The sequence below is a fragment of the Castellaniella denitrificans genome, from assembly GCF_042653765.1.
Taxonomy (GTDB): domain Bacteria; phylum Pseudomonadota; class Gammaproteobacteria; order Burkholderiales; family Burkholderiaceae_B; genus Castellaniella; species Castellaniella denitrificans.
On record NZ_JBHSEZ010000029.1, the window covers coordinates 210027 to 230184 of the forward strand.

The 20158-nt window shown below is 68.6% G+C and carries 19 protein-coding genes, 1 tRNA gene and 1 pseudogene; 8 read left to right on the forward strand and 13 right to left on the reverse strand.

Features of this window, described 5'->3' with window-relative positions; genetic code table 11:
- Positions 1 to 502 (forward strand): methyl-accepting chemotaxis protein (locus ACFO27_RS16070; protein ID WP_376818214.1); only part of this gene is annotated, 502 nt, incomplete at its 5' end.
- Here ACFO27_RS16070 and ACFO27_RS16075 read toward each other — a convergent pair.
- Positions 437 to 982 carry a cytochrome b gene (locus ACFO27_RS16075; protein WP_376818215.1) on the reverse strand — a complete coding sequence of 182 codons (546 nt, stop codon included), beginning with the start codon at positions 980 to 982 and terminating at the stop codon, positions 437 to 439. The two genes, ACFO27_RS16070 and ACFO27_RS16075, sit on opposite strands and share 66 nt — an antisense overlap.
- A 304-nt stretch (positions 983 to 1286) precedes the next feature.
- On the opposite strand from ACFO27_RS16075, the gene tpiA reads away from it, so the two are divergent.
- Both tpiA and secG read left to right on the forward strand, forming a co-directional pair.
- On the forward strand, positions 1287 to 2036 hold the full coding sequence (gene tpiA, locus ACFO27_RS16080; RefSeq protein ID WP_376818216.1) for a triose-phosphate isomerase: 750 nt from the start codon (positions 1287 to 1289) through the stop codon (positions 2034 to 2036).
- A 36-nt stretch (positions 2037 to 2072) separates the two neighbouring features.
- Complete coding sequence (gene secG / locus ACFO27_RS16085; protein ID WP_376818217.1) at positions 2073 to 2546, forward strand: preprotein translocase subunit SecG; 474 nt, start codon at positions 2073 to 2075, stop codon at positions 2544 to 2546.
- 11 nt (positions 2547 to 2557) lie between these two features.
- Here the strand turns inward: secG and ACFO27_RS16090 are convergent, their stop codons facing one another.
- Together ACFO27_RS16090 and ACFO27_RS16095 are read right to left on the reverse strand one after the other, a co-directional pair.
- A complete protein-coding gene (locus tag ACFO27_RS16090; protein WP_376818218.1) occupies positions 2558 to 5443 on the reverse strand; it encodes a bifunctional diguanylate cyclase/phosphodiesterase in 2886 nt (961 codons plus the stop codon).
- Positions 5440 to 6441, reverse strand: a complete 1002-nt coding sequence (locus ACFO27_RS16095) for a substrate-binding domain-containing protein (protein ID WP_376818219.1) — start codon at positions 6439 to 6441, stop codon at positions 5440 to 5442. Before ACFO27_RS16095 ends, ACFO27_RS16090 begins: the two co-directional genes overlap by 4 nt.
- Before the next feature lie 315 nt (positions 6442 to 6756).
- Between ACFO27_RS16095 and ACFO27_RS16100 the strand changes: the two genes are divergently transcribed.
- Positions 6757 to 6841 (forward strand) — tRNA-Leu (locus tag ACFO27_RS16100).
- A 77-nt stretch (positions 6842 to 6918) separates the two neighbouring features.
- On the opposite strand, the gene ACFO27_RS16105 is transcribed toward ACFO27_RS16100, so the two are convergent.
- From ACFO27_RS16105 to ACFO27_RS16115, 3 genes and pseudogenes are all read right to left on the reverse strand, one after another.
- Complete coding sequence (locus ACFO27_RS16105; protein ID WP_376818298.1) at positions 6919 to 7290, reverse strand: CZB domain-containing protein; 372 nt, start codon at positions 7288 to 7290, stop codon at positions 6919 to 6921.
- Positions 7291 to 7323: 33 nt separating this feature from the next.
- Positions 7324 to 7962, reverse strand: a pseudogene (locus ACFO27_RS16110) (methyl-accepting chemotaxis protein); the annotation flags it as partial.
- A 199-nt stretch (positions 7963 to 8161) separates the two neighbouring features.
- Positions 8162 to 9133, reverse strand: a complete 972-nt coding sequence (locus tag ACFO27_RS16115) for a quinone oxidoreductase family protein (RefSeq protein WP_376818220.1) — start codon at positions 9131 to 9133, stop codon at positions 8162 to 8164.
- Between the two features lie 99 nt (positions 9134 to 9232).
- Here ACFO27_RS16115 and ACFO27_RS16120 point away from each other — a divergent pair, with 99 nt between their 5' ends.
- Positions 9233 to 10081, forward strand: coding sequence for a LysR family transcriptional regulator (locus tag ACFO27_RS16120; RefSeq protein ID WP_376818221.1), 849 nt, complete (start codon positions 9233 to 9235; stop codon positions 10079 to 10081).
- A gap of 23 nt (positions 10082 to 10104) precedes the next feature.
- Positions 10105 to 10671, forward strand: coding sequence for a cysteine hydrolase family protein (locus ACFO27_RS16125; protein WP_323023603.1), 567 nt, complete (start codon positions 10105 to 10107; stop codon positions 10669 to 10671).
- A gap of 13 nt (positions 10672 to 10684) precedes the next feature.
- Here the strand turns inward: ACFO27_RS16125 and ACFO27_RS16130 are convergent, their stop codons facing one another.
- Positions 10685 to 11137, reverse strand: a complete 453-nt coding sequence (locus ACFO27_RS16130) for a MarR family winged helix-turn-helix transcriptional regulator (RefSeq protein WP_376818222.1) — start codon at positions 11135 to 11137, stop codon at positions 10685 to 10687.
- Positions 11138 to 11204: 67 nt separating this feature from the next.
- Between ACFO27_RS16130 and ACFO27_RS16135 the strand changes: the two genes are divergently transcribed.
- Both ACFO27_RS16135 and ACFO27_RS16140 read left to right on the forward strand, forming a co-directional pair.
- On the forward strand, positions 11205 to 11993 hold the full coding sequence (locus ACFO27_RS16135; RefSeq protein ID WP_376818223.1) for a siderophore-interacting protein: 789 nt from the start codon (positions 11205 to 11207) through the stop codon (positions 11991 to 11993).
- Positions 11994 to 12160: 167 nt separating this feature from the next.
- Positions 12161 to 14818 (forward strand): EAL domain-containing protein, encoded by a 2658-nt coding sequence (locus ACFO27_RS16140; RefSeq protein ID WP_376818224.1) that lies wholly within the window; start codon positions 12161 to 12163, stop codon positions 14816 to 14818.
- A gap of 17 nt (positions 14819 to 14835) precedes the next feature.
- Here the strand turns inward: ACFO27_RS16140 and ACFO27_RS16145 are convergent, their stop codons facing one another.
- From ACFO27_RS16145 to ACFO27_RS16170, 6 genes are all read right to left on the reverse strand, one after another.
- A complete protein-coding gene (locus ACFO27_RS16145) occupies positions 14836 to 15402 on the reverse strand; it encodes an NADPH-dependent FMN reductase (protein WP_376818225.1) in 567 nt (188 codons plus the stop codon).
- 72 nt (positions 15403 to 15474) lie between these two features.
- Positions 15475 to 16356, reverse strand: coding sequence for a pirin family protein (locus tag ACFO27_RS16150; RefSeq protein ID WP_376818226.1), 882 nt, complete (start codon positions 16354 to 16356; stop codon positions 15475 to 15477).
- A 61-nt stretch (positions 16357 to 16417) separates the two neighbouring features.
- On the reverse strand, positions 16418 to 17713 hold the full coding sequence (locus tag ACFO27_RS16155; RefSeq protein WP_376818227.1) for a TRAP transporter large permease: 1296 nt from the start codon (positions 17711 to 17713) through the stop codon (positions 16418 to 16420).
- Positions 17706 to 18212: a TRAP transporter small permease gene (locus ACFO27_RS16160; RefSeq protein ID WP_376818228.1), complete on the reverse strand. Its 507-nt coding sequence runs from the start codon at positions 18210 to 18212 to the stop codon at positions 17706 to 17708. Before ACFO27_RS16160 ends, ACFO27_RS16155 begins: the two co-directional genes overlap by 8 nt.
- A gap of 2 nt (positions 18213 to 18214) precedes the next feature.
- Complete coding sequence (locus ACFO27_RS16165; RefSeq protein WP_376818229.1) at positions 18215 to 19195, reverse strand: TRAP transporter substrate-binding protein; 981 nt, start codon at positions 19193 to 19195, stop codon at positions 18215 to 18217.
- 244 nt (positions 19196 to 19439) lie between these two features.
- Positions 19440 to 20111 carry a GntR family transcriptional regulator gene (locus ACFO27_RS16170; RefSeq protein WP_376818230.1) on the reverse strand — a complete coding sequence of 224 codons (672 nt, stop codon included), beginning with the start codon at positions 20109 to 20111 and terminating at the stop codon, positions 19440 to 19442.
- Positions 20112 to 20158: the final 47 nt, after the last annotated feature.

Consider the following 20158-nt stretch of genomic DNA (forward strand, 5'->3'; position numbering starts at 1 on the left):
CCGGGCGCTCGCCCAGCGTTCGGCCGGCGCGGCCAAGGAGATCAAGGGCCTGATCGACACCTCGGTCGAATCCGCCGCCAAGGGCAACGAGCAGGCCTCGCGCGCCGGCGCCACGATGCAGGACATCGTCGACGGCATCAACCGCGTCACCGACATCATGGGCGAGATCAGCGCGGCCAGCCGCGAGCAGACCACCGGCATCGAGGAGATCAACTCGGCGGTCACGCAGATGGACGACGTCACCCGGCAGAACGCCAGCCTGGTGGAAGAGTCGGCCGCCGCCGCATCCAGCCTGCGGGAGCAGGCCGACACCCTGGCCCGCCTGGTCGCCACCTTCACCCTGAACCAGGCCGACGCGACCGGGGCCGGCGCGAGTGCCCGCGCCCATGCGGGCGCCCACGCGTCCCGCCCAGCCGCGTGTATTGGCCTGACGGCGTCAGCGGCCTTTTCCGGGGAGCATCCGCGTCAGGGTGCCGTCACGGTCGATGAAATGGTGCCATAGGGCGCCGACGATGTGCAGCACGACCAGGCCGACCAGGATCGGCCCGGCGAATCCCGCGTGGACCGTGTGGATGGCCTTGGCCATCGCCTTGTCCTCGCCCAGCCAGACCGGGATGGAAAACAGGCCGAAGACGTCGACGGATTGCTGCGCGAATTGCGACATCAGCAGGCCGGCGATCGGCAGGGCGAGCACCAGGACGACCATGGCCCAGTGGACCGTCGCCGCCAGGCGGAGCTGCCATGTCTGCCCGACGGGGAGGGGTCGGCCGGCGTTCAGCCGCGTGATCACCCAGGCGATCATCAAGGCCAGGGCCGTCACCCCGAGGCTCTTGTGGAAGAACATGAACTGTCCCTTGGCGGGATCGCCGCGTTCGTAGCCGCTGGCGATGAGCACACAGGTCACCGCCGCGGCGATGACGATGAACAAGGCCCAATGCAGGAATTTGAGCGACGGGTTCCAGGCGGTGGTGTTGGCCGGCATGCGATCCCCCTATCGGTCTTTGGCAGCCGCGCGAGCGGATGCCGGGATGGTGTCTCTGACTATAACCTGAATGCACCCGCGTTTTGCATGCACAAGATACAGGATGTGATCGCATGCCGGGCTCGAAGGCCGGGCCCGCCCGGGCCGCTTGTATGGATGGAGAGGGCCATGTCAAGGGGGTCGGCGCGGCACGCGCAAACACGCTACAATTCAGGGTTACTCTTTGCGGAGTCGGGCCCGCTTTTCCCCGGGAAAAGCGGGCGCACGCCGTAATCATCCCGGTTTGACTGGATCGACGACACCAATGAGCCACACTCGCACGCGCCTCGTCATGGGCAATTGGAAGATGCACGGCAGCCTCGCGGCCAATGCCGCGCTGCTCGATGGCCTGGTCGCGGGCGCGGCGCGCGCGGGCGGCGCCCAGATGGCCGTGTGCGTGCCGTTCCCCTACCTGGCGCAGGCGCGCGACGCCCTGGCGGACACGCCGGTTTCCTGGGGCGCCCAGGACGTCAGCGTCCACACGCACGGCGCCTACACCGGCGAAGTCGCCCCGGCCATGCTGGCCGATTTCGGCTGCGCCTGGGCATTGTGCGGGCATTCCGAACGCCGCGCCATGCACGGCGAATCCAGTGCCCTGGTGGCGGCCAAGGCCGCGTCCGCGCTGGCGGCGGGACTGACCCCGGTCGTCTGCGTGGGCGAGACCCTGGCCGACCGCGACGCCGGCCAGGTCGAATGCGTCATCGGCGATCAGCTCGATCCGGTCCTGGCGCTGGGCGCCGAGGCCCTGGCGCGCATGGTCATCGCCTACGAGCCCGTCTGGGCCATCGGCACCGGCCGCACCGCCACGCCGGAACAGGCCCAGGCCGTGCACGCCTTCATCCGCGCGTCCCTGGCGCGGCACGGCGCCGGGCAGACCCGCATTCTCTACGGCGGCAGCGTCAAGGCCGCCAACGCGGCGTCCCTGTTCGCCCAACCCGACATCGACGGCGCCCTGGTGGGCGGCGCGTCGCTCGTCGCCGACGAATTCCTCGACATCGCGGCCGCGGCCGCCTGATCCGAGCACACCCATAAGGTCCGGAGTCCTCTCATCATGCAATGGCTTTCCTCGATCCTGCTGACCCTGCAGGTCATTTCCTCGATTCTGGTCATCGTGCTGGTCCTGCTGCAGCAGGGCAAGGGCGCCGACATGGGCGCCGCCTTCGGCAGCGGCTCGGCCGGCAGCGTGTTCGGCTCGGCCGGAGCGGCCAATTTCCTGTCGCGCGCCACCAAGTGGGCGGCCATCGTCTTCTTCGTCACCACCGGCGGCCTGGCCTGGGTGGCCCACCATCCCGCCGGCTCGCCGATCGAGTCCGGCATCATGCAGGGCTTCACGGCCCCGGCCAAGGAAGCCGCTCCGGCCGGCTCCGCCGTGCCCGACGTGGGCGGCAGCGCCGTCCCGTCCGTGCCCGCCGCCCCGTCCAAGGGCGCCGAGCCCTCCGCGCCGGCCGCCGCCGTGCCCGCCGTGCCGCCTGCGGGCGATGCCTCGGTGCCGTCCGTGCCGGCCGCTCCGGCCGAGAAGAAATAAGGCGGGGACGCCTATTCCATGGCCGGCGCGAGCCGGCCGGGGCCGGCTCCATCCGACAGCCGGCGGGCCAGCGCCAGGAAGTCGTCTTCGGGCAACGGCCGCCCGAACAGATAGCCCTGGTAGGCGAAGCAGCCCAGCCGCGCCAGCGAGCTCCGCTGTTCCTCGGTTTCCACCCCTTCGGCGATGGCCGCCAGGCCGAATGTGCTGGTCAGCCCCAGAATCGTCTGGACGATCGCCGCGTCCGATGCCTCATGGGCGACATTGCGCACGAACGACTGGTCGATCTTCAACTGGTCCAGCGGTAGCTGGCGCAGGTAGTTCAGCGAAGAATAGCCGGTGCCGAAGTCATCCAGCGAGAAATGGATGCCGTGCGCCCGCAGCGCCCGCATCTTGTCGATCACCTCGTGGATGTCGCCGACGACCATGCTCTCGGTCAGTTCCAGCTTCAGCCGGCCGGCCGGCGCCCGGGTGGTTTCCAGGATGCGCAGCACCTGCTCGACGAAGGTCTGCTGGTGGAACTGGCGGGCGCTGACGTTCACCGCCAGCGTCAGCCCGGACAGGAACGGATCGGCGGACCAGGCCACCAGCCGCCGGCAGGCGGTCTCCAGCACCCAGTCGCCGAATTGCACGATCAGGTCCGATTGTTCGGCCACCGGGATGAACACGCCCGGGCTGACCAGGCCGCGCTCGGGGTGGCGCCAGCGCAGCAGCGCCTCGGCGCCGATCGGCCGGCCCGCGGTGTCCACCTGGACCTGGTAGTGCAGTTCGAGCTGCCGCAGCGCGATGGCGCTGTGCAGGCGGCTGTCCAGGTCGGCGTATTCGTCGGCCGATTTCTGCATGGCCGGGTCGAACAGGCGCACGGCGTTGCGTCCGGCCGCCTTGGCGGCGTACATCGCCAGTTCGGCGCGCTTGAGCAGTTCGGCCGGGCGGCTGTCCGGGGTGTCGAGCAGCGCGATCCCGATGCTCGACGTGCAGCGGTGGACGCGGTTGCCCAGGCCGTAGCGGGCCTGGAGGCTCGCCAGCAGATCCTGGCTCAGTGAGCGGGCGCGGGCCGCCGCGGCGCCGATGTCCGGTCCCAGGTCCAGGAGCAGGACCACGAATTCATCGCCGCCCAGGCGGAAGACCGTGCCGTCCTCGCGGATCCGGTTGCTCAATCGCCGGGCGACTTCCCGCAGCAGTTCGTCGCCCAGGTCATGTCCCTGGGTATCGTTGATGACCTTGAAATTGTCCAGGTCGATCAGCATCAGCGCGCCGATGCGCTCGTAGGGGCCGGGCCGGGCGCAGGCCGCCTGCAGTCGGTCCTGCAGCAGGTGGCGGTTGGGCAGCTTCGTCAGTGTGTCGTAGAAGGCCAGCCGTTCGATTTTTTCGTCGGCCTGCTTGCGACGCGTGATGTCCACGAGGGTGCCGACGTAGTGCGTGACCTGTCCCTGGGGATCGCGTACCGCCGTGATGGTGAGCCAGGCGGGGTAGATCGTGCCGTCCTTGCGCCGGTTCCAGACTTCGCCGTGCCATTTGTCCAGGGCCAGGATCTCGCCCCACATGGATTGGTAGAACGCGAGCGTCTGGCGGCCGGACTTGAGCATCCGCACGGGCTGCCCGAGGATTTCATCGGGACGGTAGCCGGAGATGGCGCCGAAGGCGCGGTTGACGCGGATGATTTTCGTGTCGGCGTCGGTGATGATGATGCCTTCCTGCGACTCGAAGGCGGTGGCGGCGATCCGCAGGTCCGCCTCGGCGCGGTGCTGGATCTCGACGCTTTCCAGGAAGGCGTTGAACCAGCCGATCAGCTGGTTGATCTCGTGCAGGGACTTCATGGGCGGCATGCGCCAGCCGGCGGGGATGCGCTTGGCCCGGAAGGACCGGAATCCTTCCGACAGGGCGTGGATCGGCCGGATGATCCGCCGCTCGAACAGCCAGCTCGGCCAGATCATCAGGGCCAGGATGATGGCGAGCAGCGCGCCGCCGGCCTGGGTGATGTGCCGCAGGGGGGCGAGCAGCGTGTCCTCGGGTACGAGGCTGATGACGTACCAGCTCTTCTTCGGCAGCCAGCGGTAGTTCATCAGGGTGGGCCGGTTCGCCAGCCAGAGGTCCCGGGTTCCCGAGTGGCCGGACAGCAGGCGGCTGATCTCCGGCGAGATGGGCTGTCCGATCAGCGCGGCGTCGGGGTGGTACAGCATGTCGCCGGCGGCGTCGATGACCAGCAATTGCGCGTCCTGCCCGATTTCCAGGTGTTCCAGGTGCCGGTACAGGGCGGCGGGATCGTAGTTCACCAGCAGCATCGCCAGCGGCTTTTCGGCCTCGCCGTCGGGGCCGGTCTGCCACAAGGTCTGGCTGGCGGTGACGACCTTGCGCCGGTCGGACACGATGTTGACGTTGTCGCGGATGCCGTGCCAGTGAATTCCGGTGCCGGCCCGCCGGGATTCCTTCATCAGCGCGTTCAGCTCGGCCTCATCCACCTGATTGCCGTCGAGCGTGTCGCCGACGTGGTAGTGGCGCCCGTCGTAGGTGAACAGCTCGATCGAGACCAGCCCGGCCAGACTGCCGTAGCCGCTCATGAGCGTGCTGATGCGCGATTGCGTCGAGAGCTGTTCCAGCGAGCGGAAACGGAAGGACGGGATGCCGGCGGCGTCCGGCGCGCGCGCGTCCGTCCGGCCCAGGACCAGCTTGATTTCGTCGATGGTGCCGATGTTGTGCAGCAGGTCCTCGATGCGCTCGAGCTGCAATTGCAGATAGGCTTCCTGGTCGGCCAGCAGATTCATGCTTTGCCGGCGGGCCATGTCCACGATGGTTTCCCGCACGATGTTGAAGGCCAGCGCCTGGTAGAGCAGGAACGGCGGAGCGCACAGGGCGAGCAGGAATCCGGCCAGTTTCAGGGAAATGTTGCCTTTGAATCTCATGGCTGGCCGGGATGGGTCTGGGTGAGCAGCAAGGTGTCGACTTCGATCCGGCGCGGGACCGGCTTGCCGGCCAGGATGTCGAGGGCGGCCTTGACGGCCAGATAGCCTTGCCGGTCGGGCCGCTGGTCGATCGTGGCGGCCATCCGCCCGGCCGCCAGCGCGGCGCGGGCCTCGGGGATGCCGTCGAAGGCGGCGACCCGCACTTGCATGATGCCGTGGTCGGCCAGGTACTGCATCACGCCCAGGGCGATGAAATCGCTGACGCAGTAGATGCCGCGCAGGTTCGGGTGGTCCCGCAGCAGCGTGCCGGTGTTTTCGTAGGCCTCTTCCAGGGTCCAGGCGCTTTTGCTGGCGACCAGTTTCATGCGGGCCTCGGTGAAGGCCTTGCGCGCGCCCTGGCCGCGTTCCCGGGTGTTCAACGCGTTCGAATTGCCCTCCATCAGGGCGACCTCGGCTCCCGGCGGCAGTCCGGCGCTCAGTGCCTGGACGGCCTGGTAGGCCGCTTTGGCGTTGTCGATGCCGACGAATGCCGGGGGCATGAAACCGCCCGCGGCCGGCGTGCCTTCGTTCAGCGGGGTGTCGGCGACGATCACGGGGATGCCGGCTTTGCCGGCTTCGATGACGGAGGGAATCAGTCGCTCGGAATCGGTCGGCACCAGGACGATGGCGTCGGCGGATCGATCGGCGATGATTTTCTCGATGAACTGGATCTGCTGGTCGATCGACGTTTCCGAGCCGACGGAACGGACGAAGAGTTTCGCGCCGGATTCCGTCTGGGCGCGCCGCGCGCCCTGTTCCATTTCCAGGAAATAGGGGTTCGACAGCGATTTCAGCAGCAGTGCGATCCGGGGGCCTGTGGGTGCTGGAGGCGCGGCGGGCCCGGTGGGGGCGGGCGCGACCAGGGTGTCGACGCGGGGCCGATCCTGGTCCGAGCAGGCGGCCAGTCCGGACAGGCATAACAGAATGGCGGCGAAACGCCAGAATAATTTCGTCGACATGGACGTGCCCGCAAGAACTGTCGCGGTCTTGTTATTAATTGTTCCCGCAACATCATACACAGCGATTCCATATTGACGCCATGATTGATATTGCATTTTGGGCCGATCGAATTTTCAATTTGATGAACATCAAAATGGAATCGGCTTGCCGCGAAAAGCGCGGCCTGGCGTCCGGAGGGCGGATCCTTCACGTCCGGTGCGGACGGCGCGCGCCACGTCCGCGACCCCGTCCGCACCGGTCCGTGCCTGGATGCGCTGTACGGCAAATGGGCTGTCTTCATGCTAGAATCTACCGCTTTCCCAGGAAAGAACCTGGCCGTCGTGGTGGAATTGGTAGACACGCTATCTTGAGGGGGTAGTGGCGAAAGCTGTGCGAGTTCGAGTCTCGCCGACGGCACCATCGAATACCGGGGAAACCCGAAAAAGCCCGTAAGAATCCATGTCTTGCGGGCTTTTTTGTCGTCGGGCGCCGGGCCTTCAGGCGGCTTCGGCCTGCAGCCTGTCGATGGCGCTCACCACCTCGCGGCTGGCGCTTTCCATGGCCAGCAGATGCTGCATCATCCCATCCCAGTCGCCTTCGCCGCCGGCCGCCAGCGCGTCCAGACCGTGGCGATGGACGGCGGCATGCGGCGCCTCGATGGCGCGGTAGCCGGCGGTATGGCAATAGAATCGCGCGCCCTGGCCTTCGTAGTACCACTTTCCCAGGCGACAGGACGTGTGGTCGGACAGGCCGGCTTCGAACGCGCCATCGATGATCTGCTGGTACACCCGGTTCTTCCAGATGGCGTGGTCCAGCTTGACCGATGTCAGGAAGGCGCCGACCGCGACCCGGCCGATGACGGCCTGCATGTTTTCCGAATGCTGGACGAGCGCGTCGACCTCGCCATCGATCTGCCGCGCCGAGACCGCGATGTCGCCGGCGCATTGCGTGGTCCGGTCCACCATGGCGTGGATGGCGCTGGTTTCCTGGCCGATTTGCTGCACCAGCGCCTGGATGTCGGCGCTGGCGCTGCTGACCTTGCCGGCCAGGTGGCGCACTTCGGCGGCGACCACGGCGAATCCGCGGCCCGCCTGGCCGGCGCGCGCCGCCTCGATGGCGGCGTTCAGCGCCAGCAGATTCGTCTGATTGGAAATTTCCTGGATGTTCGAAACCAGCGACTGGATCTGGTGCGCGGTCTGGTCCAGCGTCTCGGCCGCCCCGGAGCTGGAGCGGGCGTGTTCGAGCACCAGCGCGGTGCGTTCGTTGAGGCGCTCGACCGCGCTCTTGGCCTGCTGGAAGACCTGGTCGAGGACGGACAGCCCCTCGCGTTCTTTTTCCAGCATGTCGGCACTGGCGGTCATGCCCGTGCCGATCTGCGCCAGCATGACCCCGCCTTCGAGCTGGCTGCGGCTCACGCCCTGGAACGCGGCCCCGGCCGCGGGGGGCTCGGCGTCGTCAGCCGTTTTCAGCGCTTCGCGCAGGCGCCCGACTTCCGCGCGCAATTGAAGACATTCCTGTTTCCACGTATTGCTGACCCACATAAGTGTCCTCCATCTATAGGCATTCTAGATGGGTGCGCACCGTTGGCGAATTGATTCATCCCAATGAATCGTTCATTTACGTCAATTGGGTAAAACCCTGGAGAGGCGCGTCGCGTGGATCGGGTCGAGTGGTGTGGCGGTCAACTGGAAGCGGTTGGGATTGGCCATGACGGGATCGGCGTGCCGCAGGCGCCGGATCTCAGGGCACGAGCAGCACGCTGCCGGTGCTGCGTCCGGCCTCCAGGTCGGCATGCGCCCGCGCGACGTCTTCGAGCGCGTAGATGGCTCCGACGGTGCCGCCGATGCCCTGGCGCATCATGGACAGGACGGCGGCGGCCGCCGCCCGGTAGGTCGGCGGGTCGGAGGCATAGGCCATGAAGCTGGGGCGCGCCAGCGACAGGGAACGTCGAGGGCCGAGGTCCTCGAGGTCGAGGGGCGGGATGGGGCCGGCCGCCTGGCCGATGCTGGCGACGGTGCCGAACGGCCGCACGCACGCGAGCGTCCGCGCCAGCATGCCGCCGCCGATGCCGTCGTAGGCGACGTCGACGCCGCGTCCGTCCGTCAGATTCCGGACCTCGCCGACGAGATCCGCGTCGCGGCCGACGATGACATGGTCGGCGCCCGCCTGGCGGGCCAGTCCGGCCTTTTCCTGGGAACTCGTCGTGCCGATCACCGTGGCGCCCAGATGCTTGGCCCAGCGCGACAGGAGCGCGCCCGTGCCGCCCGCGGCGGCATGGATGAGCACCGTGGTCCCGGGCCCGACCGGGAAGGTCCGGGTCAGCAGCATGTGGGCGGTGATGCCGCGCAGCATGGAGGCGGCGGCCGCTTGCGCCGGGATGTCGTCGGGCAGGAGGACGGCGCGCGCTTCCGGCAGCAGCCGCGTCGAGGCATAGGCGCCGACGGGGGCGCCGGCGTAGGCCACGCGGTCGCCCGGCGACAGGCGGGTCACGCCGGGGCCGATGGCCTCGACCACGCCGGCGCCTTCGACGCCGAGCGTGGCGGGCAGCGGCAGCGGGTAGAGTCCGGTACGGTGGTAGATGTCGATGAAGCTGACGCCGATCGCCTCATGGCGGATGCGGACCTGGCCCGGGCCGGGCTCGGCCGGCGTATCGGCCGAAACGTGCAGCCGATCGATTCCGCCGGTGTCGGCGATCTGGATTTTCCTGTCCATCTGGATCTCTCCTGTCTCGTGATGGAGGGATCATCCCACGCTCTGATATGGAAATAAATTCCCTATACTCTCACATATAATGTGAAAAAATTGTCAATCATGGATTGGGAAAACCTGCGATATTTCGCGGCGCTGGCAAATACCGGCTCGCTGTCGGGTGCGGCGCGGCTGATCGGCGTCGAGCATGCGACGGTGGCGCGCCGCGTCGCCCGCCTGGAACGGGAAACCGGTTTGAAGCTGGTGGATCGGCGGGGGCGCCGTTTCCTGCTGACCGCCGAAGGCGGGAAGATGGCGGCGATCGCGCGGACGATGCAGGAACAGGCCGGCGCGGTCGAGCGGTTGAAGGCCGGGCGCTCGTCGGCGCTCTCGGCCGAGGTCGTGATCAGCGCGCCGCCCGCCTATGCCGCGGCGCGGCTGGCCGGTCCGCTGGCCGGGCTTCGCGAACGGCATCCCGGCATCCGGGTGCGCGTGATCGGCGAAAAACGCCAGGCTTCGCTGGACCGCCGCGAGGCCGACCTGGCGATCCGCCTGTCCCGCCCCACGGCGGGTGATCTGACGGCGTTCAAGATCGGCGAGGCCCGGTTCCGGCTTTACGCCAGCCCGGCCTATCTCGCCGCGACGCCGGCCGGCGCGTGGGCGTTCGTCGCCTATGATGAAGCCATGGACGCCGCGCCCCAGCAGGCCAGTCTCCTGGTGCAGCTCGCGGGCCGGGCCATCGGCCTGCGCGCCAGCACCCTGGAAATGCAGGCGGCCTTCATCCTGGCGGGCGGCGGCGTCGGCATGTTGCCCGATTTCGCGGCGGAAGGGCTGGACGGCCTGGCCGAGGCCGACCCGGCCGCGCCTCCGCTCGTCCGGGAGATCTGGCTGGTCGTCCATACCGACATGAAGCACGCGCCGGCCATCCGCGCGGTCATGGATTGCCTGGGCCGGTCCACGCACCCATCCTGACCATCGAACAAGGACGACCAGTCATGGGAATCATCTGCGAGCAAGCCTCCGGCGCCGTGCTGCTGCTGATCGATCTGCAGCGGGCGATCGATCATCCGAGCTGGGGGACGAGAAACAACCCTCGGGCGGAAGCGCGGATCGGCCGCCTGCTGGATCACTGGAGAAGCCGGGGCTGGCCGGTGTGGCACGTGCGGCACGATTCGACCGAGCCCGGGTCCCATTACCGGCCGGGCCAGGCCGGGCACGTGTTCAAGCCGGAAACGGCCCCCATCGCCGGCGAGCCGGTCATTGCGAAGCATCGGAACAGTGCGTTCATCGGCACCGGCCTGGAAGCGCGGCTTCGCGCCGGCGGACACGATGCGCTGGTGATCGTGGGCGTCGTGACGAACAATTCCGTCGAGGCGACCGTCCGCATGGCCGGCAACCTGGACTTCCGGACCTACCTGGTGGCCGACGGCTGCTTCGCCTTCGCCAGGGCGGATTGGAACGGGACGGCCAGGAGCGCCGAAGAGGTGCATGCGATGTCACTGGCCAACCTGGACGGGGAATATTGCACGGTCGTCCCTTCGGACGCGCTGCTGGGCCTCTAGGGGCCTGTTCGCACTATTCAAGGCGATCGCGTTGGGCCTGGGCGCTGTCGCGGGCCTGCCGCAGCAGCGCCAGCAGCTGCGCCTGCGATGACGGCGGACAGTCCCGCAGCAGTTCGGCGGCCACGCGTTCCTGGACCTTGCGCAGTTGCGCGAAGAACCGCTGGCCCTGCGCGCTCAGGCGCAGGCATCGTACGCGCTTGTCGCTTTCGCTGGCGCTGCGGGTCAGCCAGCCGCGTTCTTCCAGGTGGGCCAGGAGGCGCGCCATCTGGGCCTTGTCGGCGTGGCTGCGTTCCACCAGGTCCCTTTGCGTCAGGCCGGGCTGCCGGCCCGCGCGCATCAGGATGCGCATTTCGTTGAAGGTCAGCTCCGGATGCACGGCCTCCATGGCCTTGCGCATGCGCGCGCGGAACAGATGCAGCAGCTCGTGCAGGCTGTCGAATATCTCGATGGGCAGGGACGGATCCATGGCGTATGGTTGACTAAGTCAACTTATCGAATCAATAATAGTGGACTTTAACAACCAATCGAGAGCCATGTCCACAGAAGAAAAGACGATCATCCGGCGCGTGCGCCATCCGTTCCGGGCCCGTCACGTGCAATTGCTCGCGCGCGAGCCCGTCAGCCCCGGCTTCGTCCGCCTGACGCTGGGCGGCCCGGAACTGCATGATTTCACGAGCGCCGGTTTCGACGACCACGTCAAGCTCATCCTGCCGCAGGCGGGACTGGACAAGCCGAGGCTGCCCGCCCTGGTCGACGGCCGGCCGCACATCGAGGGGCCGCGCCCCGTGATGCGGGACTACACGCCGCTGCGCTTCGATCCGGCCGGCCGCACGCTGCGGGTGGATTTCGCCCTTCATGGCGCTGGGCCGGCGGCGGATTGGGCGCGCAACGCGCCGATCGGCCAATGGGCGGGCCTGGCCGGCCCGCGCGGCAGCATGCTGCTTCCCGACGATCTGCAATGGCAATGGCTGCTCGGCGACGAGACGGCCGTGCCCGCCATCGAGCGCCGCCTGGCGGAACTGCCCGCGGGAACGCGCGCCGTGGTGCGGGTGCAATTGACCGACCGGGCGGACCGGCGCGCCTGGCGCAGCGCCGCGGACCTGGACCTGCAATGGGTGGATTCGCTGGCCGAGGCGGCCGACGCGCTGGACATCCCGCAAGGTTCCGGCTTCGTCTGGGCCGCCGGCGAGCACCACGCCATGTCGTCGCTGCGCAAGCGGCTGCTCGCCAAGCCGGGCGCCGATCCGCGCCGCATGCGGATCGCCTCGTACTGGAAGCGGGGCGAGGCGGGGCACCACGAGGAACTCGGCGCCGGCGGCTGAGGCTGCGCCGGGGCTCGCATCGCCGTCCGGGCGAGGGCGGCCGATGCCGGCCCCATCGATGCGAAGGCGCGCTGAAGCCGCGCTTCCGTGCGCTATAGTGGCGCTTTGCAGGCGTGGATGCCGATCCCGCATGGCGGGCCTGCCACCCCCCGGAAGCGCGACAGCCTATGTTCATCGAGCTCGTCAAAGGAGTTTCCCTGCTGCTGGCGCTGTGCTTCCTCCACGGCGTGAACGTCCGGCTGTGGCGTTCGCGGCCGCTGGCGGGGCGGGTGTTCTCGGGCGTCATCTTCGGCGGCATCTGCGTGGTCGGCATGCTGACGCCCCTGGTGCTCGAACGGGGCGTCATCTTCGATGCGCGCTCGGTGGTGCTCAGCATGGCGGGCCTGTTCGGCGGTCCGCTCGTGGCCGGTGTCGCGGCCGCCATGGCCGCCGCGGCGCGGCTGTCGCTGGCGGGCGAGGGCGCGTTCATCGGCCTGCTGGTGATCCTGCTGTGCGCCGCATCGGGCCTGCTCTACCGCCGGGCGCGGGCGCTCGGGTGGCTGGACGTGGATCCGGTCTCGCTGGCCTGCTTCGGGCTGCTCGCGCATGCGGCGGTGCTGGGCCTGTTCCAGTTCCTGCCCGCCGACGTGGCGCGGCATTTCAACGCGATGGTCGCCCAGCCTTTCCTGATCACGTTCACCCTGGCCACGGTGGCGCTCGGCCTGCTGCTGCGCGACATGGAGGACCGGCTGGCCACCGAGCGCGCCCTGGCGGACACGGCGGCCCGGCTGCGCGCCATTTCGCAGGCCATTCCCGACGTGCTGCTGGTGCTCGACAGCGAGGGGCGCTACGTGGAAGTGCTTTCCCGCGACGAAGGCCCGCTGGTCGCCCGCGCGTCGGAACTGGTCGGACGGCGGATGCACGAGGTGCTGCCCGCCGGACAGGCCGACGGCTTCATGGCCCTGATCCGCGACACGCTGCGGTCGGGCCGCACGCAGAGCATCGAATACGAGATGCGGACGCGCGCGGGCCTGTGCCATTTCGAAGGACGCGTCCAGGCGCTCGGCGCGCTGGTGAACGGTCGGCCCGCCGTGGTCTTCCTGGCCCGCGACATCACCGAGCGCAAGCGGGCCGAGGGCGCCCTGCGCGAATCGGAGCTGCGCTTTCGCTCGGTGCTGCTCAACATCCCCTCGATCGCGGTGCTGGGCTATCGGGCCGGCGGCACCCTGAGCTACTGGAACCGGGCGGCGGAGCGGCTCTACGGCTATACGGCCGAAGAGGCCATGGGCCGGCGCCTGCCGGACCTGGTCGAGCCGTCCGCCGTGCGCGGCCGGATGCGCGAGGACATCGACCGCATGTTCGCCACCGGCGAGGTGGTCGCGGCGCGCGAGACGCGGCTGCGGCGCAAGGACGGCTCCCCGGTGGACGTGTTTTCCAGCCATGCGTTCGTCGAGCTGCCCGGCCAGCCGCCGGAGATGTTCTGCTTCGACGTCGACATCTCGGACCGCAAGGCCGCCGAGGAGGAGGCGCATCACCTGGCGTTCTACGACGCGCTGACCCGGCTGCCCAACCGCCGGCTGCTGGTGGACCGCCTGCAGCGGGCGCTGGCCGGCGGGGCCCGGTCGGGCCGGATCACGGCGGTGTTCTTCCTGGATCTGGATGATTTCAAGACCTTGAACGATACGCGGGGCCACGAGGTGGGCGACCAGTTGCTGCGGGAGGTGGCCGCCCGCCTGCGCGACAGCGTGCGCGAGCAGGACACCGTCGCCCGCCTGAGCGGAGACGCTTTCGTGGTGGTGGCGCCGGGCCTGAGCGCCAGCGCGCCGGAGGCCGCCGGCCAGGCGCGCGCGCTGGGCGAACTGCTCCTGGCCCGCCTGCGCGAGCCGTGCGACCTAGCCGGGCACGAATATCACTTCTCGGCCAGCATCGGGGTGGCGCTGCTCGACCGCTCCGCGGAATCGGTGGACGAGGCCCTCAAGCAGGCGGACATGGCGATGTACCGCGCCAAGGACGCCGGGCGCGATACGCTGCGCTTCTTCGATCCGGACATGCAGCAGGCCGTGACCCGCCGCGCGACGCTGGAAGCCGAGCTGCGCAACGGGTTGCGCCAGGGGCAGTTCCTGCTGCTCTACCAGCCCCAGGTGGATGGCGAGGGGCGCGTGACGGGCGCCGAGGCGCTGGTGCGCTGGCGGCATCCCGGGCAGGGGATGGTGCCGCCGTCCGAATTCATTCCCATGGCGGAGGAATCGGGGCTGATCCTGCCGCTGGGCCATTGGGTCATGGAAACGGCCCTGCGCCAGCAGGCCAGCTGGCGGGGGGATCCGGTGTTCGGCCGCCTGGACCTAGCCGTCAACGTCAGCCCGCGCCAGTTCCGCCAGGACGACTTCGTGGCTCAGGTCCTCGCGCTGCTGCGCGATACCGGCGCGGATCCCGCGCGGATCAAGCTGGAACTGACCGAGAGTCTGCTGCTGCACAGCGTGGACAGCGCCATCGAGACCATGCGTGCGCTGCGGGCGCATGGGCTGGGCTTCTCCCTGGACGATTTCGGCACCGGCTATTCCTCGATGAACTACCTGAAGCGCCTGCCGCTGTCCCAGATCAAGATCGACCAGAGTTTCGTGTCCGGGGTGCTGAGGGATCCCAGCGATGCGGCCATCGCGCGGTCCATCATCGCGCTGGCCGACAGCCTGGGCCTGGGCGTGATCGCCGAGGGCGTGGAGACCGAGGCGCACCGCCGCTTCCTGCTCGAACATGGCTGCCCGGCCTTCCAGGGATTCCTCTTCGGGCGTCCGATGGAGCTGGAAGCGTTCGAGCGGCGGGCGCGCGCGGAACCGGCGGCCCGCTGAGTCTCCCGGCGGTCCGGTCAGGCGCGCATCGTCTTCAGCGCCGTCGCCCAGCGCAGCAGTTCGTCCAGCAGCGCGGTGGCGGAGGCGTCGATCAGCTCGTTGGAGGCGAATTCGCCGTTTTCCTGGATGTGCTTGGCCACCATGGGAATGGCGACGCCTTCCATCATGGGCATCATCTTCAGGGTGGTGACCTGCGGCTTGGCCGACTGGACCGCGCGCAGGCCGCCCGAAACCCCGCCGTAGCCGACGAAGCCGCAGGGCTTGTAGTTCCATTCCTTGTAGACGAAGTCCAGCGCGTTCACCAGGGAAGGCGGCGCGCTGTAGTTGTATTCGGGCGTGACGAAGACGTAGGCGTCGGCGCGGGCCACGCTGGCGCTCCAGCGCTTGGTGTGGTCGTGCGCGTATTGCTGCATGCGGGGGTGCACCGGCTCGTCGTAGAGGGGCAGGTGGAAGTCGGCCAGGTCCACCAGTTCGGCGTCGAACTGGCCGTGGCCGCGGGCGAATTCGTGGAACCAGCGCGCGACGGCGGGGCCGACGCGGCCCGGGCGGGTGCTGCAGATGATGACTTGGAGCTTGAGCGGCATCGTGTGTTTCCTTGTTTGGAGGAGGGGGCCATCCGCGCGGCCAGGGCGGTTCCCGGGCCGCGCGGGCGGGTGCTAGCCCGCGCCCTCGGGGAGCGGGATGAATTCCTGGTCGTCGCCGGCCGGCAGGGCCATGCGCTGGGCGCGCCAGTCCTCGCGGGCCTGTTCGATCCGGTCCCGGGAGGAGGAGACGAAATTCCAGTGGATGAACCGTTCGCCGACGGGCTCGCCGCCCAGCAGCATGACGGTGGCCGGGCCGCGGGCCTGGATCCGCGCGGCGCGGCCCGGTTCCAGGACCCGCATCTGGCCTTCGGACAGCGGGTGGCCGTCCAGCTCGACGGCGCCCCGGGCCACGTAGACGGCGCGTTCGGAATAGTCGGTGCCCAGGGCGCGGCGCGCGCCGTCGGCCATGTCCCAGTGCAGGTAGAACAGGGGCGAATGCGTCCTGACGCGGGCGGCGGCGCCGTCGATGGCGCCGGCGATCAGGCGGCCGGCGACGCCGTCCTCGTGGAATTCGGGCAGTTCGCCGGCGCCCTGGTGGTGATGGAATTCGGGCGCCGTTTCCTCGTGCTCGCGCGGCAGGGCGACCCAGGCCTGGATGCCGTGCAGGGTGGCGCCGTGGGCGCGGGCGTATTCCAGCCGCTCGCTGTGGGTGATGCCGCGGCCGGCGGTCATCCAGTTGACCTCGCCGGGGCGGATCTCCTGGTGCGAGCCCAGGCTGTCGCGGTGCGTGATGGCGCCGCTGTACAGGTAGGTGACGGTGGACAGGCCGATGTGCGGGTGCGGCCGGACGTCCAGTTCGCGCGGGGCGCCGCGCGCCACGTCCAGCGGACCCAAGTGGTCGAAGAAGATGAAGGGGCCGACCATGCGGCGCTTGCGGTAGGGCAGCACGCGGCCGACGACGAGGCCTCCGCCCAGGTCGTGCGTGCGGCGGTCGATCAGCAGGGTGGCGGTCATGGACGTCCTCGCGCGGGCCGGTGGGAGCGGCCCCGCGATTACGATACTACAGCTCCCTGCGCTACATGTGGCCGGGCAGCCAGGTGGCCAGCCCCGGGAAATACCACATGACCACCAGCAGCAGCGCCATCAGGCCGAAGTAGGGCGCGCAGACCCGGGCCAGGTAGGTGATCTCCTTGCCGGTCATGCTCTGCAGCACGAACAGGTTGAAGCCCACCGGCGGCGTGATCTGGGCGGTTTCCACGGTGACGACCAGGAAGATGCCGAACCAGATCGGGTCGATGCCGGCGGCCTGGATGATGGGCAGCACCACGCCCATGGTCAGGACGATGGTGGAGATGCCGTCCAGGAAGCAGCCCAGCACGACGTAGAACAGGGCGAGCGCGACGATCAGCATGCCGGGCGACAGGTTCAGGCCGCCGACGAATTCCGCCAGCTGGCGGGGCAGGCCGATGTAGCCCATGGACAGGGTCATGAAGGCCGCGCCCGCCAGGATCAGGGCGATCATGCAGTACAGGCGTGTGGCCCCCAGCAGGGAATCGCGGAACGATTTCCAGTTCAGGGTCTTCTGCCAGGCCGACAGCAGGAAGGCGCCGATGACGCCGATGGCGGCCGATTCGGTGGCCGTGGCCACGCCGCTGTAGATGCTGGCGACCACGCCCAGGACCAGCAGGACCACGGGGATCAGCTGGCGCGATTCGCGCAGCTTTTCGGCGAAGGACAGGCCGCCCGCCGATTCCGGCACACGATCCGGGTGCAACAGCGCCCAGCCGGCGATCCAGCCGCTGAACAGCAGGGCGAGCAGCAGCCCGGGGATCACCCCGGCGATGAAGAGCTTGGCGATCGAGGTTTCCGCCGCCACGCCGTAGACGATCAGGATGATGGACGGGGGGATGAGCAGCCCCAGCGTGGCGGGGCCGCCCAGCGAGCCGATGATCTGCGCGTCGGGATAGCCGCGCCGCCGCAGTTCCGGCAGGTTCATGCGGCCCACCGTGACGCAGGTGGCGGCCGAGGATCCGCACACCGAGGCGAAGATCGCGCAGCCCAGCACGTTGGTGTGCAGCAGGCGCCCGGGCAGGCGGTTGACCCAGGGCGCCAGGCCGCGGAACAGGTTTTCCGACAGGTTGGTGCGGTAGAGGATTTCGCCCATCCAGATGAACAGGGGCAGGGCGGTCAGGGTCCAGCTGCTGGAGCTGCCCCAGATGGTCATGGCCATGGCGTCGCCCGCCGCGCGGCTGGAGAAGAATTCCATGCCGAACCAGGCGACGCCGGCCAGGGTCAGGCCGACCCAGACGCCGCCGCCCAGCAGCGCGAAGAGGACGACGATCAGGGCGATGCTGGCCGAGATCTCATTCATGGTGGAGCTCCTCGGAGGCGGGGGACTGGCGCTTGCCCAGCAGTTCCAGGCAGAACTCGTCCAGGAAGGCGATGAAGAAGACCAGGGTGCCCACGGCCATGGGGATCTGGGGGATCCACATCGGCGTGGCGTCGATGCCGGTGGAGATGTCCTGGAAGGACCAGGACTGCCAGACCAGGCGCGCCGAATACAGGGCCAGGAAGCCCGACAGCGCGACGGCGATCAGCAGGGCGGCCAGTTCCAGTCCCCGGCGCGCACGGCCGCGCAGCATGCCCAGGACCAGGGTGACGCGGATGTGCTCGCCGTGCTTCAGCGTGCTGGCCAGGGCCAGGAAGCCGGCGCCGGCCATGGCGTAGCCGGCGTAGGCGTCGACGCCGCCGACCGGGAATCCCAGCAGGCGGCCCAGGATCATCATCGACACCATCAGCAGGACGCCGATCATGCCCAGGCCGGCCAGCCAGGCGCTGGCGGTGTAGAGTCCGTCGAGAAAGCGGCGCATGATCAGCGGCTGGCGCGGTAAGCGTCCAGGATCTGCTTGCCTTCGTCACCCGCCTTGGCGGTCCATTCCTGGATGACGGTGTCCCCGACCTTGTCCAGGTCGGCCTTGAGCTGGGCGGAGGGCTCGACGATTTCCATGCCGCCGGCCTTCAGCTTGGCGATGGAGTCGGCGTCGACCTTGCGGGAGGCTTCCCAGCCGCGCTGCTCGGCGGCCGCGGCGGCCTTCATCAGGGCGTCGCGCGAGGCCGGGGACAGGGCTTCGACGGCCTTCTTGTTGGCGACCACGGCGTTCTTCGGAATCCAGGCCCGGACGTTGGTGAAATACTTCATGTTTTCGTAGAGCTTGTTGTCCGCGCCGGTGGCGCTGGACGTGATCAGCCCTTCGATGACGCCGGTGGCCAGCGCCTGGGACAGTTCGGCTTCCTGGATGGTGACGGGCTGGGCGCCGACCAGTTCGCCGATGCGGGCGGTGGTGGGGCTGTAGACGCGCCATTTCATGCCCTTCAGGTCGGCGCCGGAATTGATGGGCTTGTTGCTGTAGATGCTCTGCGGCGGCCAGGCCACGGCGTACAGCAGCACCATGCCCTGCTGGCCCAGCTTCTTTTCCAGGGCGGGCTTCTGGGCCTGGTAGAGCTTCCAGGCTTCTTCGTAGTTGCTGGCCAGGAAGGGCAGGCCGTCCACGCCGAAGGGTTGCCATTCGTTCTGGAAGCTGACCATGAAGAATTCGCCCGCCTGGGCCTGGTTGCCCTGCACGGCGCGCTTGATTTCCGGCATCTTGAACAGGGACGCGCCGGAATGGACGGTGATCTTCAGGTCGCCCTGGGTGGCGGCGTCCACGTCCTTGGCGAACTGGACCAGGTTCTGCGAATGGAAATTGAAGGCCGGATAGGCCGAGGCCAGGTCCCACTGCGTGGCGGCCTGGGCCTGGACGGTGAGGCCCAGGCCGGCGACCAGGGCGGTGGCGAAGAAAGTGCGACGCTTCATGGGAGAGGCTCCTGGAGAGTGATCAGGGGGCATCGCCGTGCGACCGCGACCCGGCTCCGGCGATGGCTACGGCAAAAGATAGGCCATGCGTCGCCCGCCGTCGATTAGGGTTATCAACAATAAGATTGTTTTTGTAGTTGATGTAGTCTCGGATTGTTGATTTATTTTTTATGAATTGTTGAACGATTCTGGCCGAAGCTCCTTCGCGAGCGGCTGGCCGGGAGCGCCGCGGGCGGGAAGCGCATCATTCGACGCGGGCGGAATAGACGGACAGCACCATGCGCTCGGACTGGATCAGGTAGTTTTCCAGGTTCCGCGCCGCTTCCGCCGTGTCGCCGCGATCGAGCAGTTCCAGCAGGCGGGCGTTCAGATCGACGAAGGGCGCATGCAGATATTCGGGATCGTCCAGCAGGCCGAAGGCCAGCCGCAGTTCGGCCGAGATGTCGGCGAACATGGCCGACAGGCGCGCGCTGTCGGCCAGGGCCACGATGTTCGCGTGGAACAGCATGTTGGCCGAGCCGACCTCCAGCCAGTCGCCGGCGTCGCGCATGCGGCGCGCGTGCGCCAGGGCCTGCTCCATGCGCTTGTGGGCGGGATGGCGGGGCCAGGCCTGGGCCAGCGCCTGGCATTCGATCAGGCGGCGCACGCGGTAGATGTCGATGATGTCGGCGATCGACGGCACCACCACGGAGACCCCTCGGTTCGGCTCGTGGCGCAGCAGCCCTTCCTTGGACAGGATCCGGAAGGCCTCGCGCAGGGTGTTGCGCGAGACCTCCAGCTGTTCGCTCAGGCCCGCTTCGGACAGCCGCTGCCCCGCCCGCAGCTGGCCGTGGATGAGCTGCTGGCGGATGGTCTCGGCGACAGTGTCGGTCAGGCTCGGCGCGACGGCGGGGCTGGGATAATGGCGGGGGTTCATGAGGACCTCGGGATGAGCTTTTTTCGGCATGGATCGTTCAACGATCC